The organism is Methylobacterium sp. Leaf91, from assembly GCF_001422815.1.
Taxonomy (GTDB): domain Bacteria; phylum Pseudomonadota; class Alphaproteobacteria; order Rhizobiales; family Beijerinckiaceae; genus Methylobacterium.
Genome location: NZ_LMMP01000004.1, coordinates 115,109 through 130,448 on the forward strand (window position 1 = coordinate 115,109; position 15,340 = coordinate 130,448).

Genomic DNA, 15,340 nt, shown 5'->3' on the forward strand with positions numbered 1-15,340 from the left:
CGAAGCCCATATGGCTCTGCCGATCCACTAGCCCATAGGGCAGGGGATCGCACCTGCGGAACGGGCGCGACCTTCAGTTTCGCCGGAGCAGGCGCTCGAAATAGTCGAGCTCTTCCCTGGGCCGGCTCGGATCGCCGAGCTTGCGGCGCAACTCCTCCATGATCCGGCGCGTGCGCTGAACCGCGGATTCGTCGGCGGTCGGGACCTTGCCACGGCCGTCGGAGAGGTCGCGGCCCTTGGTCGGGCGGCCGAGCGGATCGTCGTCACGATTGCCGGCCTGCCCCTGCTGGCTCGGGTTCTCGCCACCCTCCTGCTCGCCCTCGCCTTCACCCTCGCCCTGGGCCATCTCCTCCATCTGCTTCTGCATGCCGTCCGCGCCGCGCTTGAGCCCATCGAGGGCGCGGCCCTGAGCGTCGACGGCATCGCCTTCCTTGCCCTCGCCGAGGGCGCCTTCGGCGTCGCGCATCGCTTCTTCGGCATCGGCGAGGCCTTCCTCGCCCTGCATCCCGAGCTCCTTCATCCGCTTCTGCAGATCTTCGAGACGCTGGCGCAAAGCCTGCTGGCGTTCGCCGGCGCCACCCTGGCCCTGCTCGCCCTTCTGGCCTTTCTGACCCTGTTGCCCTTGCTGGCCCTGCTCTCCGCCCTGCTGGCCCTGGTCGCCATTCTGCTGCTGCCCCTGCTGGCCACGCTGGGGCTTCTGGCCCTGCTTCTGCCCGGGCTGCTGGCCGCGCTTGTTCTGGCCGTCCTTGAAGGTCTCGTCGCGGAGCGCCTGCTGCTCGCGGGACATCTTGTCGAGTTCCTCGGCCTGCTTGCTCATCTCACGGCCATTCGGGTCGGATTTGGCTCCCGGCTCGGCGGTCTGGAGGTTCTCGAGGATGCTGCGCAGCTGTTCGAGCAGGCGTTGCGCCTCGGCGGTGTCGCCGCGCTTCATCGCCTCTTCCATGTCCTTCAGCATCTTGTTCAGATCGTCCGGGGTGACGGTTTTGGCGTTCTGCTGCGACTTGCCCTTCTCGCCCTGCTGCTGAGGCTGCTTCTGCTGGCGCTCGGCCATCTGCTTCATGAACTTGTCGAGGGCCTGTTTCAGGTCCTCCGTCAGCTTCTTGATTTCCTCGTCCGGCGCGTTCCGGTCGATGGCGTCCTTCAGCCTGTCCTGGGCAGCGCGCAGGCTCTTCTCCGCATCGGAGAGGTCGCCATCCTCGATCTTGAGCGCCATCTCCCACAGTAGGTCGGCCACCTCGATCAGGTTTTCGTCGGTCCGTGCCGCCTTGAGCCGGCGGGACGCGGTGCGCAACCCGAGGAAGATCGAGGGCTGCGGCGTGAACTGATCCGGTGCGATCATCAGCGCGTCGAGGGCGGTCTGCACCCGGCGCCGGCTTTCGTCGGGAGCGGTGACGAGGCGCCGACGCTCCTCGGCCAGGGCGCGCGCCAGGGGCTCGCGGAACGGCCGGGCCGGCAGCGTGATCTCCGCCGTCTCGGTTCGCCCCTCCTGGCCGGCCTCGTCCTTCACCGCGATGGTCAGCCGGACCCGCGCGCCCGACCAGGGATTGTCGGTGAGGTCCACAAGGGTCTTCGTATCGGTCTCGCCGCTCGCGTCCGAGGGCAAAGCGAGAGGCATCTTCGGAAGGGGCACCAGGGAGCGACTGCCTGTCAGGGGTTCAACGATCCCGTCGGCCGAAGCGATGCCGTAATCGTCCTTGGCGCGGTAGCTCAGATTGAAGGTGCCGCGCGCATTCACCTCCAGGGCGCCGACGCGCCGGACTTCCGGGGCGAGGTCCGGGATGGTCTCGACGATGAGATGCTGCTTGGGCGCCGAGCCCGCGGCGATGATGAGATCGGCGGTGCCGCCGACGAGCTGGAAACGGTCCTCACGAAGGTCCGGGCGCGCTTCCTTGCCGGGCAGAGGCTTGAAACCCGCATTCGGCGTCAGCACGACATCGCCCTGTCCGGCGATCCGGACGATCAGCGTGGAGTTGACCGGTGCGCGCAGGCGCTGCTCGGTCCCGCTCATCGTGACGACGAGGGGCGGAAGCCTCGTATAGAGCGGCGGATCGATCCAGCCATCGACGCGAAAGTTTGGTCCCGGGCCGGCGGCCTCGTGCCAGTCGAACGCACTCCCGATGCGCTGGCGCCATTCCGGGCCTGCGACGAACAGGCTGGCCAACGCCGCCACGACGAGGCCGGCGCGAAGGGCGAAGGGGTCGCGGCGCGGCATGCCCGGACGGGGCAGGCCGACGCTCAAGCGAGAGACGGCCTCGGCTGCGCGGCGCTGATGCAGCGCCCAAAGCGCCTGCGTCGCCAGGTCCGTCGTTCCGACGGCAAGGGTATCCTCGATGGCGGAAGCCGGGTTGTGGGACGAAGCCCCGTCGGCGGCGTCACGGTCGAGGCGGGCTAGTGCCTCGCGGCGGCTCGGGCGGGATAGGCGGACCAGCGGCACCAGAGCGGCGAGGAAGGCGAGGGCGAAGGCGGCGAGTCCGGCGATACGCCAGAACGGCGACAGATCGAGCCAGAGCCCAAGCCACGAGGCCGCGAGGAAAGCCAGGACCACGGCAAGCGCTCGCCAGACGAGCGGCCAGGCACGTTCCCACAATCCGGCGGCCTGCGATTGCGACACGAGCCGATCGAGCCGGCTTCGGGCTGCCGGCGTCTTCGGCGCCGTCATCTGGGTCGCTTTGGAGGTCGTCGCGTCGGCCTCGTCCATTCTGTTTGGGCTCCCGAGGCGGGGAATGCTCCAGGCATCCCGCCATGTCAGCCTAGCATGGTGGCGGCGCGCTGCGATCGGGTCAAATCGGCCCACCCGCATCGCGGGTGCGCGGCCAAGCAGGTCCGCATTGGCGAGCCAACGCTTCACCTCGCTTAGGCCTTTGAAGTGTCGCAGGTTTCGGAACGCAAAACCGGTGACCACTTTTACTAAACCTGCTTAGTCCGACCGCAGCCAGTCGGGCACGCGGTCGAGGCCGATGAGGTCGTCGTAGGTCTGCCGCGGCCGGACGATGGCCGCGCGGTCGCCGCTCACCAGAACCTCGGCCACGAGGCGGCGGGTGTTGTAGGTTCCGGCCTGGACAGCCCCGTAGGCGCCCGCGGTCATCACGGCGACAAGGTCGCCCGGTGCGACATCGGGGATATCCCGGGCCAGCGCGATATAGTCGCCGCTCTCGCAGACCGGCCCGACCACGTCGGCGACGAGGCGGGGGGTGTCGGCACCGGGCTCGATGACCGGACGGAGGGCGTGGTAGGCCTCGTAGAGCGTCGGGCGGATCAGATCGTTCATCGCCGCGTCGACGATGACGAAGGTCCGGCCCTCCGTGCGTTTCACGTAGAGGACGCGGGTCACGAGGATGCCGGCATTGCCCGCGATCATGCGGCCGATCTCGAAGACCGGGCGCAGGCCGAGGGGCCGGAAATGCGGGCGCAGGATATCCGCCAGGGCGGCGGGCTCCGGGGGGGGAGCGTTGTCCTCGCGATAGGGAATGCCGAGACCGCCGCCGAAATCGATGTGATGCAGGGGGTGACCCTGCGCCATCAGGCTGCGCGCCAATTCGGCCAGGAGCCCGGCCGCATGGGCGAAGGGCGCGAGATCGGTGATCTGGCTGCCGATATGCATGTCGACGCCGGACACAGCGATACCCGGCAGGGACGCCGCGCGGGCATAGACCTCGGCCGCGCGTCCGATGGGGATACCGAATTTGTTCTCGGATTTTCCGGTGGAGATCTTGGCATGGGTCCCGGCATCCACATCCGGATTGACCCGGACGGAGACCGGAGCAGTCGCCCCGAGAGAAGAGGCCACCTCGGACAGGGTTTCGAGCTCGGGCTCGCTCTCCACGTTGAAGCAGTAGATGCCGGCATGCAGGGCCGCCGCCATCTCCTCGCGGGTCTTGCCCACGCCGGAGAACACGATCCGCTGCGGATCGACGCCGGCGGCAAGCGCCCGCCGCAACTCGCCCTCGGAGACGATGTCCATCCCCGCCCCGAGACGGGCCAGGGTGGTGAGCACCGCCTGGTTGGAATTCGCCTTCATCGCATAGCAGACGAGGGCGTCGTCCCCGGCGAAGGCTTCGGCGAAGACGCGGTAATGCCGCTCGAGCGTCGCCGTGGAGTAGCAATAGAACGGCGTGCCGATCTCGGCCGCGAGGCCGGTCAGGTCGACATCCTCGGCGGCCAGCCGGCCGTCACGATACTGGAAATGGTGCATGGCGGGCCTTGGGACGCGAATCCCGAAACGCGAACCTGACAGAAGACGGCACGCCCGACATAGCCCCGTCGGGACGGACGTCAGGCCCGCGTCATTCTAGAGGAGCGGATCGAGGATGAAGGGCTGTTTGGGGACGGTATAGCCGCGCTTGACGCCCCTCGAGGTCTGTACGGGAGCCTCGAAGATCGCTTGGGGCGTACCGGAAATCGCAGTCGGGTCGAGGTCGTCGCCATCGGCCACCGCGGTCGCATCCGCTACCGGCGACGCCCCGAGGCCGATCCCTGAGGATTGCACCGGTGCTCGCGTATCGGGGGCCTGCAGGGCACCGCGCCGGCCGCAGCCGGAACCGGCGAGGGCCACGCAGCCCACAGCGAGGAGCAACGTCAGTCGGGAACGAAACAACATCAACGCGGGTCCGGCACCTCAGGCGGCGGCATCATAGCCGCTGCCGCTCGCCGATGCGAGCGCAACGGCCACGCTTTGTGCAGCCTGAGGCCCGGAGGCCTCAGGGAAGGGGATCAAACCTACGTGTCAGCCGGGCTGATCAGCCCTTCTTGCCGCCCGTCTTCTCGTAAGCGTCGATCGCGCGGCGGCAATTCTCGGACAGCTTGGTCCAGTTGGTCTGGAAGCACTTGTCCACCGCCGGATCGTCGGGAGAGAGGTTCCCGCAATAGGTGAGGTAATCGCCGGTGCAATACTTCTTCAACGTCTCGTTGCCCCGCTTCGTCTGGGGAGCGGCTTGAGCGAAAGCCGCCGCCGACGAGAACACGGCCATGGTGGCGAGAGCGAGGGCAAGCGAAGTCGACTTGAATGCCATAGGGAACGAGATCCGTCTCAGACAGTGGAGATGTGACGAACCCGATGATGCCTATGCATGGTCGAAACAAGGCACGCCGGTGGTCATCCCATGAACAACGCGGCTTCTACGCCACAGCTTCCATGACCTGCAACAAGCCTGTCAGGCTTCGGCGGCTGTTCAGACCCGTTCGGCCTGTTTCAACGGAACAGGGCCGGCCTGCGCGCCGGGCATGGGGAAAACATCGACGGACGGAAGTCGGTTCTGCCTCAGCAGCGAATCCGCCACCTCGACGATACGCTGGCGAAGAACGGCGATCTCCTGGTCTTGCTGCACGTTGGCCTGAGGCACCTGTGCCGCTCGCAGCGCCTCGCATTCCTCCAGAAGCGCTACGTAGCGGGCTTGGAGATCCGGCGCGGGTTCGTCGCTGGCGGTGTCTCCTTCCACGGTCTCCGACGATGCCACTGGGCTGCGTAGCGCATGGAGATCATCGATGAGATCGCGATGGGCGTTCTCCAGGACTTCGAGCGTGGCGAGGCTGAGGGTTCCTTCCGCGCGAGCGGTGGCGAGGTCGCGTTCGACGCCGTCGAGGGTCGCTCTCGTGGATGCGAGGGTGGCATCCCGCTCCTCCACATTTCGAGCCAGTGCGGCGATCTCGAGGGTCCGCGCTCCGATGGCGGCCATATCCGAATGGCGGCTCGCGCGTGCGGCCTCCACCTTCCGTTCGAGACGGCGCTGGGTGACGGCGAAACGCGCGCGCAGGAAATCCTTTTCGGCGGCGATCTCGGAGGCGGAGAGGGGGACGAGCCCTTCGAGCCGACGCTTGGAGAGACGGATCGCTCGGGCGTTCACGGCCGGCAGGACCATGAGGGCGCAGAGGCTCGCCGCAAGGAAGCCGAGCGCGAAGATCATCACGGTTTCGATCACGCGGGCATGCTCTTCCTAAGCAGGTTTCGCAAAAGTGGTCACCGGTTCTGCGCCTTGAAACCTGCGAGATTTCAACGGTCTAAGCAGGCTCGCGTTGGCACGCCGCCGCGGGCTTGCATAGGCCAGGCTCGCGAGCCGACAGACCTCGGCATGAACGTCTTTAAACCATTTCCCCCATGCGAGACCAATCCTTTGAACGGCTTGGAACAAGCCACCGCCGACCGAGCCGGGCGGATCAGAACGGGTTCCAAGTCGGCTTCGACGTGAACTTCAGGTAGCCGACATTGATCCCCAGGCGCGCGCCGACGCCGGTCCGGATCGGCACCACCACCATTCCGTCATTCGTGACGGCGGTCATCCCGAACCCGCCGATGAAATAGGCCGAGCCGTCGACCCCGGCAAAGCGCCGGTAGAGGCCGGAGACCGAGGGCATGTTGTAGAGGAGCATCATCGTGCGGTCGCCGTCGCCGCCGACATCGAACCCGATGGACGGTCCCTGCCAGAAGATCCGACGCTGCCCGGCATTGCGGGTATAGAGTGTGCCTTCGCCGTAGCGGACGCCGCCCACGATGGCGCCGGAGGCTTCCTGCCCGAGGATGTAGCCGTTGGGCTCGCCCCAACGGCGGGTCGCTTCCTCGACGGTGAGGGCGAGGCCGCGCGACATTGAGCCGAAGAACTTATGCCCGTTATCCACGATCTCGGCCGGACGAAAACGGCCGGGGGGCGGCTCGTCGAAGGCCAGAGCCGGGGCGACGGACGCGGCGATCGACAGCGCGGCGGCTGCCACGCCGAGGCTCAGAACGCGCCGACGGGTGGTGAGCGGCGAGGGCTCGGCGGATGCGGAGAGGGGATTCGAAGGATCTGTCATCCGGAGCTCCATGTTCGCCCATCAATGGTTCGACATCCGTCCCGATCACCCACATTCTGGCGAATGGGTTTATCCGGTCCGGGACGAGCGGAGAGACGAGCTTGCGTCGCGCCGAGTCGAGCATGAAGTACCGCATGATAGGGTTAACGCGGCGTAACTTCGGGGCGGTCGCGTTGGCGTCGTGCCTCGCCGCACCTCGAAGCGCCTCGGCGGGGCAGGGGCTGATCGCCCTCAACGGTTTCGACGCGGTGAGCTACTTCCTTGACCCCGAAGGCCAGCCGGTCGCCGGCAAAGCCACCTACGAATGGGTCTGGAAGAACCGGACCTGGCGCTTTTCGAAAGCGAGCAATCTCGCGGCGTTCCGGGATGCGCCGTCGGTCTACGCACCGCGTCTCGGCGGCTACGATCCGATCGGGATCGTCGATGGCCGGATCGTCGATACGGACCCGCTGGTCTTCGCGATCCTGCCCGGTCCGACGGGAGATGCGCTCTACCTGTTCCGCAACTCTGAACATCGTGCGAAGGTCGTGGCGTCTCCCGCCATCATCGGGGTGGCGGAAGAGACGTGGCCGAGCTTGAAGTCGCTCACGGAGGACGGCGTGACCCGCTGACACGGGCGCCCCGGTCAGGGCCGCGCGGTGTGACCCTCCCGGATCGTATTCAGGTTGGGCCCGCGATCGGGGAGTCCGAGACGGCTGGTATAGCTCGGATCCCCAAGGGCTGCGAAAGGGCCGTTGCGGTAGAAGATGCGGTAATGGCCATAGGTGATCTCGCGCCCCGAGGGCACGACGACCCTGCCGCCGGCCGTGGTCAGCACATGATCCCCGGCGGCCGTGTCCCACTCCATGGTCGGGCCGCAGCGGACATAGATATCGGCCTCGCCCGAGGCGATGAGGCAGAATTTCAGGGCCGAGGCCACGCCCCGCCTCTGACCGATGGGAAGGCCGGCGAGACAGGCCTCCGTCTCGGTGTCGCCGTGGCGGCGGCTGACCAGGGCCACGAGCCCGTCCTCCGGTACTTTCCGGACCCGGATCGCATTCCGCCCTGTCGGTCGCCCGCGATGGATCACCGCCTCGAACGCGGTGACGCCGGCCCCCCAGACGCGGCCGATACCCGGACCGGCCACGGCCGAGGCCACCGGCCTGTTTCCTTCGATCAGGCAGATATTGACGCTGTAATCCGGGTTTCCCGCGAGAAAATCGCGCGTTCCGTCCAATGGATCGACCAGAAAGAACAGGTCGGCCGGCGGCAGGTCGTGGGTGGATTCCTCGGAAACGATCGGGATCGTCGGATAACGCTGCTTCAGCGCTTCGATGATCAGCTTTTCGGAGGCGATATCGGCGACGCTCGAAGGGGTCCCGTCCGGCTTGATCACGTGTGCGCAATCGCCACCATGATGTCGTCGGAGGATGTCGCCCGCTTCGCAGGCGATGTCGGTCAATGTCGTCGCGATGCTGTCGCGCATCCGCGGATCGAGGGGCATGGGAAAGTCTTGCCTTGCGAGCCGCGCCTTGTCGACTCTAGAGTCGGCTTCAAAGCGTCCTACGCACTCGTCGCGTCGCTTTTCAAAGCATGCTGTGCCGTCTATCGGTGCCGCACCCAGTCGGTTTCATCTCTCGGAGCCGACGGACCGGCCGCATCGGCGGCCCATTCATTGCCCTGTGCGGAGAGCACGATGACCCCCGTCGATCTCGATTCCCTCGATCTCTCCGCGCTGCTGTGCTCGCGCGTCTGCCACGATGTGATCAGCCCCGTCGGCGCCATCGTGAACGGGCTCGAAGTCCTGGAGGACGAGAGCGACACCTCGATGCGGGAATTCGCCCTCGAACTCATCAGCAAGAGCGCGAAACAGGCCTCGGCGCGGCTGCAATTCGCCCGCATCGCCTTCGGCGCCGCCGGATCGGCGGGCGCCTCGATCGACCTCGCCGATGCCGAGAAGGTCTCCCGCGGGATGTTCGGCGACGAGAAGACCCAGCTGACCTGGAGCGCGCCGCAGGCGCTTTATCCGAAGAACAAGGTCAAGCTCCTGCTCAACCTCGTGATGATCGCCACCACGACGATCCCGCGCGGCGGCCGCATCGACGTCGTCGTGAGCGGCGACGGCGAGGCTCCCTCCATCGTCATCAGGTCGAAGGGGTCGCATGCTCGCATCCCGGCCCATGTGGAGGATCTGATCGCGGGAACGCCGGAGAACGGCGCGGTGGACGCGCACAGCATCCTGCCGTTCTATGCGGGCCTCGTCGCCCGTGTCGCCGCGATGAACGTGCGCTTCGGGATCGAAGGCGACGAAGTGACGATCAGCGCGGAGCCCGTCGTAGACGCCGTCGCGCCGGCCTCGCCCCCCGCCGCTGCCCCGGTGGAGGATACCCGCCCCTCCGACAGCGAGCCCCCCGAAACCTCGCTCGCCTGATCACGGGCCCGACTGTCGCGGCAGGCCTCAATCAAATCCTGCCGCGACTTGTGGATTTGTCTCTCTCTCGAAACTCTTCACTAACCTGTCGGCCTCAAGGTGGACTTCGCACAAACCTAGTGCGCGTCTGGACCGAGTGCCTCTAATGGATGACTTGCTGCGTGAGTTTCTGACCGAGAGCGCAGAGCATCTCGACACGGTGGACGCCGAACTCGTCCGCTTCGAGCAGGACCCCAACAACCAGACGATCCTGCGGAACATTTTCCGCCTCGTCCACACGATCAAGGGCACGTGCGGCTTCCTCGGCCTTCCGCGCCTGGAAGCGCTGGCGCATGCAGCCGAGACGCTGATGGGCCAGTTCCGCGACGGCATGCCGGTGAGCAGCCCCGCCGTCAGCCTGATCCTGGTGACGCTGGACCGGCTCAAGCAGATCCTCGGCGATCTCGAGATCGCCGGCACCGAGCCGGCCGGAAACGACGACGACCTGATCAATGCCCTCGACGCCATGTCGGCCGCCCCGTTCGTGGCACCGGCCGCCGTGGTCGAGACAAAGCTCCCCGACCCCGTCGTGCGTGAGCTCAAGCCCGGCGAAGTCTCCCTCGACGATCTGGAGCGCGCCTTCCTCGAAGCCGAAGGTCCCGACCTGTCGGAGCCGCTCCTGCTGGAGCCGGCACCCATCGCCATGGCCGAACCGAAGCAGCCCGAATTCACCGCTCCCGAGTTCGAACCTGCGTCGCTGGCCGAGGATTCGTCCTCGAAGGGCGCCAACCGGAAGAACGGGTCGGACGCTCCCTCCGGGGAATCCGAGGGCGGAGCCTCGAAGGTCCAGAGCATCCGCGTCAACGTGGACACGCTCGAACACCTCATGACGATGGTGTCCGAGCTGGTGCTGACCCGCAACCAGCTCCTCGAGATCGCCCGTCGCCACGACGATTCCACCTACAAGGTTCCCCTGCAGCGCCTCAGCCATGTGACGGCCGAGCTGCAGGAAGGCGTCATGAAGACGCGCATGCAGCCGATCGGCAATGCCTGGCAGAAGCTGCCGCGCGTGGTTCGCGACCTGTCGTCGGAACTCGGCAAGCAGATCGAGCTCATCATGAGCGGCGCCGAGACCGAGCTGGACCGTCAGGTGCTCGAGGTCATCAAGGACCCGCTCACCCACATGGTGCGCAATTCGGCCGACCACGGCATCGAATCCACCGCCGACCGGAAAGCGGCGGGCAAGCCGGCCCGTGGCACGATCCGTCTCGCCGCCTATCACGAGGGCGGAACGATCACGATCGAGATCGCCGACGACGGCAAGGGCCTCGATCTCGCCGCCATCCGCCGCAAGGCGGTGGAGCGCAACGTCGCGAGCCAGTCCGAGATCGACAAGATGACCGACGCCCAGGTGGCGAAGTTCATCTTCCATCCCGGCTTCTCGACGGCGAAGGCGGTCACCTCGGTGTCCGGCCGCGGCGTCGGCATGGATGTGGTGAAGACCAATATCGAGCTGATCGGCGGCGTCATCGACATCAACACGCAGCTCGGCCGCGGCACCACCTTCACCATCAAGATCCCGCTCACGCTGGCGATCATCGCCGCCCTCATCGTCAAGGCCGGCGACCTTCGCTACGCCGTGCCGCAGGTGGCCGTGCTGGAACTCGTGCGCGTCGACAAGGCCACGGCCCAGAAGGTCGAGCGCATCAACGGATCGCCGGTGCTGCGCCTGCGCGAGCGCCTTCTCCCGATCGTCACCCTGACCGGGGTGCTCGGGCAGCAGGAGAACGCCGACAGCATCGATTCCGGCTTCGTCGTCGTCGCCCAGGTCGGCCGCCAGCGTTTCGGCATCCTCGTGGACGAGGTCTTCCACACGGAAGAAATCGTCGTGAAGCCGATGTCGTCGAAGCTGCGCCATCTGCCGCTCTTCGCCGGCAACACCATTCTCGGTGACGGTGCCGTGGTCCTGATCGTCGATCCGAACGGCATCGCCCGCCAGGTCAGCCAGGGCACGCAGACCGGCGTCATCCCGGTGGATGCCGAGCCGGAGGAGACCGATGCCGCCGACGCAAAGGCGACGCTGCTGGTATTCAAGGGCGGCGGAGGCAGCTTCAAGGCGGTGCCGCTCTCGCTCGTGACACGGCTCGAGGAGATCGAAGCCAACAAGATCGAGTGGGTCGGCGGACGCCCGCTGATCCAGTACCGTGGCCGGCTCATGCCGCTGGTCCCGGCCGATCAGTCGATCGAGATCAGGAGCGAAGGCACGCAGGCGCTGGTGGTGTTCTCGGACGGCGAACGGGCCATGGGCCTGGTCGTGGACGAGATCATCGACATCGTCGAGGAGCGCCTCGACGTGGAGATCGCGGCCGAGCGTTCGGACCTCATCGGCTCGGCGGTCCTGCGCGGCCGCGCCACGGAGATCATCAACATCGCCCACTTCCTGCCGCTCGCCTATGACGACTGGGCGCGGGGCGCGCACAAGCCGGAGAAGCGCAGCGCGACGCTGCTCCTGGTCGACGATTCCGCCTTCTTCCGCGACATGCTGAGCCCGGTCCTCAAGGCCGCCGGCTACAACGTGATCACCGCCGGAAGCGCGGAAGCCGCTCTCACCACCCTGGTGAACAACAGCCGGATCGACGTGGTGGTGTGCGACCTGGAAATGCCGGGCCGCAACGGCTTCGACCTGGTCGCCGCCATGCGGAAGGGCGACGAGCGGGTCTCGCAGCTCCCGGTCATCGGCCTCTCCGGCACGGTGGGCGTCGATGCCATCGAGCGCGCCCGGTCGCTTTCGATCCTCGATCTGGTGGCGAAGTTCGACCGCAGCGGGCTGATCTCGGCCCTGAGCGAAATCGACATCGTCAGCCTTCCCAAAGCCGCCTGAACACGGCCTTCGAACAGAATCGGAGAATCTGAGCCATGATGCAGGCCGCCAACAGCAACAAAGGCGTCGATTCCGGCGCCACCACCGACTTCATCACGGTCTTCGTCGCCGATACGATGTTCGGCCTCGCGATCGACCGGGTCCACGACGTCTTCATTCCCGCCGGCGTGACGCCCGTCCCGCTGGCGCCGATGGAGATCGTCGGCCTCCTCAACCTGCGCGGACGCGTAGTCACGGCCCTGTGCCTGCGCCGCCGTCTCGGTCTCGCCGACCGTGCGGACGATAGCCAGAAGATGGCGATCGGCCTCGAACAGGGTGGCGAAACCTTCGCCCTCGTGGTCGATGGTGTCGGCGAGGTGCTAAAGCTCGGAGCGGAGACGCATGAGCCGGTGCCGATCAACCTCGATTCCCGCTGGCGCAATCTCTCCCTCGGGGTGCACCGGCTCGATGGAAGACTTCTCGTCATCCTCGATGTCGACGCGCTGCTCGCCTTCGGAACGAAACTCGACGTCGCCGGTGCCGCTTGACCATCCAGATCGAGGACAGCCCCATGAAGAACTGCCTCATCGTCGATGATTCCGCCGTCATCCGGAAAGTCGCGCGGCGTATCCTCGAGTCCATGAACTTCAAGGTCGGGGAGGCCGAGGACGGCGCCAAGGCCCTGACGGCCTGCGTCGAAGCGATGCCCGACGTCATCCTGCTCGACTGGAACATGCCGACCATGGATGGCTACGAGTTCCTCCGGGTCCTGCGCCAGACACCCGGAGGCCTGGCGCCGAAGGTGCTGTTCTGCACCACCGAGAACGACGTCGGTGCCATCGCACGGGCACTGCATGCCGGCGCCGACGAGTACATCATGAAGCCGTTCGACCGCGACATCGTCACGGCCAAGCTCGAACAGGTTGGATTCGGCCAGCAGGCCGACGCCGCCTGACCCGGAGACAGGGGGGGTTCCAGTCCCGCCCCATCGTCGCTGAGGTTTTCCCGTCGTCCCGACGAAGCGTAGAGTTCCATGGCCGCTGCCGCCTCCGCCCCCGCCTTCGCTCCGCATACCGGGGGCGCCGCGAGCAACGCCGCTCGCGTGCGGGTCATGATCGCCGATGATTCCGCCGTGGTTCGCGGCCTCGTGGCCCGGTGGATCGGCGAAGCCGGGTCCGAGGTGGTGGCGACGGCCTCGAACGGCCGGATCGCGCTGGAATCCATGTCGCGCACCGATCCCGACGTGGTGCTTCTCGACATCGACATGCCGGAGCTCGACGGGACGCAGGCCCTGCCTCTGATTCTCGCCAAGAGCCCTGGCGTCCAGGTCGTGATGATGTCGACGCTGACAACGCGTAACGCCGACATCTCCTTGCGATGCCTCGCCCTCGGCGCCGTCGATTACCTTGCCAAGCCGGAAAGCAATCGCGGCGTCACCACCTCCGATACGTTCCGCGCCGAATTGATCGAGCGGGTCCGCGTGTTCGGGGCGGCCCGCGCCCGGCGGCGGCCCCATGCCGCGCCAGCCCCTGTCGGAGCGGTCCAGAGCGCCCCGGCACCGGCCCAACGGCCGGCGACGCCCTTCGTCCTGCGCCCGAAAACCCGAACGGGAATCCCGCCGCGCTGCCTGCTCATCGGCTCGTCCACGGGCGGCCCGCGCGCCGTCGGCGAGGTGCTGGAGAAGATCGGAACCGCGACCCTGCGGCAGTTTCCTGTCCTGATCGTCCAGCACATGCCACCGGTCTTCACGGCGGTCTTCGCCGAGCATCTCGGTGCCAGGACCGGTATTCCGGCGGCGGAGGGCAAGCCCGACGAGCGTATCGTGCCGGGCCGAATCTACGTCGCCCCGGGCGGCCGCCATATGGGCCTGCAGGGCAGCCGGAACGACCTTTCCATCCGCCTCGACGATGGGCCGGTGGTGAATTTCTGCCGCCCGGCGGTGGACGTGCTGTTCCACGACGCCGCAGCCCTCTACGGCTCGGCGGCCCTCGCGGTGATCCTCACCGGAATGGGGTCCGACGGCACCAACGGCTCTCGCTCGCTGACGGAGGCGGGGGCGGCCGTGCTCGCCCAGGACGAGGCGACCAGCACCGTCTGGGGCATGCCGGGCAGCATCGCCAAGGCCGGCCTCGCCCAGGCCGTCCTACCGCTCGGCGAGATCGGCCCGGCACTCCGCAACCTCCTGACGGGGCATGGCGCATGACCGATCTCGAATTCGACTTCCTGCGCAGCTACCTGAAGACGCGGTCGGGGCTCGCTCTCAGTGCCGAGAAGCGCTACCTCATCGAGAGCCGGCTCACGCCCGTCTGCCGGCGCTTCACCCTCGCGACCCTCCACGATTTGGTCAACGCGCTGAAGTCCCCGCGTGACCCGAGCCTGGAACGCGCGGTGGTCGAGGCGATGACCACCAACGAGACCTTCTTCTTCCGGGACCGCGTGCCCTTCGATCTGTTCCGGGACGTGCTGTTGCCGGAAGCCCTGGTTCGGCGCGCGAGCCAGCGCCGCCTGCGGATCTGGTGCGCGGCGGCGTCCACGGGCCAGGAGCCGTATTCCCTGGCCATGCTGATCCAGGACGCGGCACCGCGCCTGGCCGGCTGGCAGGTGGATATCGTCGCCACCGACCTCTCGACCGAGGTGCTGGATAAGGCCAAGGCCGGCCTCTACAGCCATTTCGAGGTGCAGCGCGGCCTGCCGGTACAATCCCTGCTCAAGCATTTCGAGCAGGTGGGCGATCAGTGGCGCATCTCCGCCAGCCTGCGCCAGATGGTGGATTTCCGCCCACTGAACCTGCTGCACCCATTCGAATCGCTCGGGGCGTTCGACATCATCTATTGCCGCAACGTGCTGATCTATTTCGACGCGCCGACGAAGGGCGACGTTTTGGGACGTCTCAGCTCCAGCCTGACCCCGGATGGCGTCGTGCTTCTCGGCGCGGCCGAAACCGTGATCGGGCTCACCGACCGGCTCGTGCCGCACCCGCAGCATCGCGGCCTCTACGGACAGGCGCCAAGCGCGGCACGGCCGGGCCTGGCCACGCAGCCTCAGCCGATGCTGCGCAAGGTCGTGGGGTTGTAGTTCACGGCCTGCCGGCCTGGGCAGCGAAGGCGCATCGATCAAGGACGCCGTCTTCCGAAACCCCGGCCGGCCGACCGGCGCCTGGATCGATCGCATGCGTCGGGTGATACCCCGCATCCGCCACTCCCAACACGAGATCCCAAGCCGAGATCGCGGAAGCCCGCGACGGCTTGCGGCTTGTCAGAAGCGCCGCCTTCAGTCCCTGACGGAAGGGAAGGCGCCAACGTCTCCTT

At 67.0% G+C, this 15,340-nt stretch carries 14 protein-coding genes; 7 read left to right on the top strand and 7 right to left on the bottom strand.

What is annotated here, in order from left to right; all coding sequences use genetic code 11:
• Positions 1 to 73: 73 nt before the first annotated feature.
• The 6 genes from ASF32_RS05990 to ASF32_RS06015 form a co-directional block, all read right to left on the bottom strand.
• Positions 74 to 2,698, bottom strand: a complete 2,625-nt coding sequence (locus ASF32_RS05990; protein ID WP_056424875.1) for a TIGR02302 family protein — start codon at positions 2,696 to 2,698, stop codon at positions 74 to 76.
• A gap of 219 nt (positions 2,699 to 2,917) precedes the next feature.
• Positions 2,918 to 4,192 (bottom strand): diaminopimelate decarboxylase, encoded by a 1,275-nt coding sequence (gene lysA, locus ASF32_RS05995; protein WP_056424878.1) that lies wholly within the window; start codon positions 4,190 to 4,192, stop codon positions 2,918 to 2,920.
• A 96-nt stretch (positions 4,193 to 4,288) separates the two neighbouring features.
• Positions 4,289 to 4,597 carry a hypothetical protein gene (locus ASF32_RS06000; RefSeq protein ID WP_056424881.1) on the bottom strand — a complete coding sequence of 103 codons (309 nt, stop codon included), beginning with the start codon at positions 4,595 to 4,597 and terminating at the stop codon, positions 4,289 to 4,291.
• A 139-nt stretch (positions 4,598 to 4,736) separates the two neighbouring features.
• Positions 4,737 to 5,009, bottom strand: coding sequence for a hypothetical protein (locus tag ASF32_RS06005; protein ID WP_056424884.1), 273 nt, complete (start codon positions 5,007 to 5,009; stop codon positions 4,737 to 4,739).
• Positions 5,010 to 5,168: 159 nt separating this feature from the next.
• Positions 5,169 to 5,915, bottom strand: a complete 747-nt coding sequence (locus ASF32_RS06010; protein ID WP_056424887.1) for a hypothetical protein — start codon at positions 5,913 to 5,915, stop codon at positions 5,169 to 5,171.
• A 235-nt stretch (positions 5,916 to 6,150) separates the two neighbouring features.
• On the bottom strand, positions 6,151 to 6,783 hold the full coding sequence (locus ASF32_RS06015; protein WP_056424999.1) for a DUF1134 domain-containing protein: 633 nt from the start codon (positions 6,781 to 6,783) through the stop codon (positions 6,151 to 6,153).
• Positions 6,784 to 6,917: 134 nt separating this feature from the next.
• Between ASF32_RS06015 and ASF32_RS06020 the strand changes: the two genes are divergently transcribed.
• Positions 6,918 to 7,394, top strand: coding sequence for a YHS domain-containing (seleno)protein (locus ASF32_RS06020; RefSeq protein WP_244483598.1), 477 nt, complete (start codon positions 6,918 to 6,920; stop codon positions 7,392 to 7,394).
• Between the two features lie 14 nt (positions 7,395 to 7,408).
• Here the strand turns inward: ASF32_RS06020 and ASF32_RS06025 are convergent, their stop codons facing one another.
• On the bottom strand, positions 7,409 to 8,266 hold the full coding sequence (locus ASF32_RS06025) for a 3'(2'),5'-bisphosphate nucleotidase CysQ (RefSeq protein WP_056424893.1): 858 nt from the start codon (positions 8,264 to 8,266) through the stop codon (positions 7,409 to 7,411).
• A gap of 192 nt (positions 8,267 to 8,458) precedes the next feature.
• Here ASF32_RS06025 and ASF32_RS06030 point away from each other — a divergent pair, with 192 nt between their 5' ends.
• The 6 genes from ASF32_RS06030 to ASF32_RS06055 all read left to right on the top strand — a co-directional run bounded on the left by ASF32_RS06030 (position 8,459) and on the right by ASF32_RS06055 (position 15,107).
• Positions 8,459 to 9,193 carry a histidine phosphotransferase family protein gene (locus tag ASF32_RS06030; protein WP_056424897.1) on the top strand — a complete coding sequence of 245 codons (735 nt, stop codon included), beginning with the start codon at positions 8,459 to 8,461 and terminating at the stop codon, positions 9,191 to 9,193.
• Positions 9,194 to 9,338: 145 nt separating this feature from the next.
• Positions 9,339 to 12,053 carry a hybrid sensor histidine kinase/response regulator gene (locus tag ASF32_RS06035; protein WP_056424900.1) on the top strand — a complete coding sequence of 905 codons (2,715 nt, stop codon included), beginning with the start codon at positions 9,339 to 9,341 and terminating at the stop codon, positions 12,051 to 12,053.
• Between the two features lie 38 nt (positions 12,054 to 12,091).
• On the top strand, positions 12,092 to 12,580 hold the full coding sequence (locus ASF32_RS06040) for a chemotaxis protein CheW (RefSeq protein ID WP_056425002.1): 489 nt from the start codon (positions 12,092 to 12,094) through the stop codon (positions 12,578 to 12,580).
• A gap of 23 nt (positions 12,581 to 12,603) precedes the next feature.
• The gene (locus ASF32_RS06045; protein WP_056425005.1) at positions 12,604 to 12,987 is read left to right on the top strand and encodes a response regulator; all 384 of its coding nucleotides are present in this window, start codon (positions 12,604 to 12,606) and stop codon (positions 12,985 to 12,987) included.
• 78 nt (positions 12,988 to 13,065) lie between these two features.
• Positions 13,066 to 14,235 carry a chemotaxis response regulator protein-glutamate methylesterase gene (locus tag ASF32_RS06050; RefSeq protein WP_056424901.1) on the top strand — a complete coding sequence of 390 codons (1,170 nt, stop codon included), beginning with the start codon at positions 13,066 to 13,068 and terminating at the stop codon, positions 14,233 to 14,235.
• Positions 14,232 to 15,107 (top strand): protein-glutamate O-methyltransferase CheR, encoded by an 876-nt coding sequence (locus tag ASF32_RS06055; protein ID WP_056424904.1) that lies wholly within the window; start codon positions 14,232 to 14,234, stop codon positions 15,105 to 15,107. The genes ASF32_RS06050 and ASF32_RS06055 overlap by 4 nt, the downstream gene beginning before the upstream one ends.
• The last annotated feature ends 233 nt before the right edge of the window (positions 15,108 to 15,340 follow it).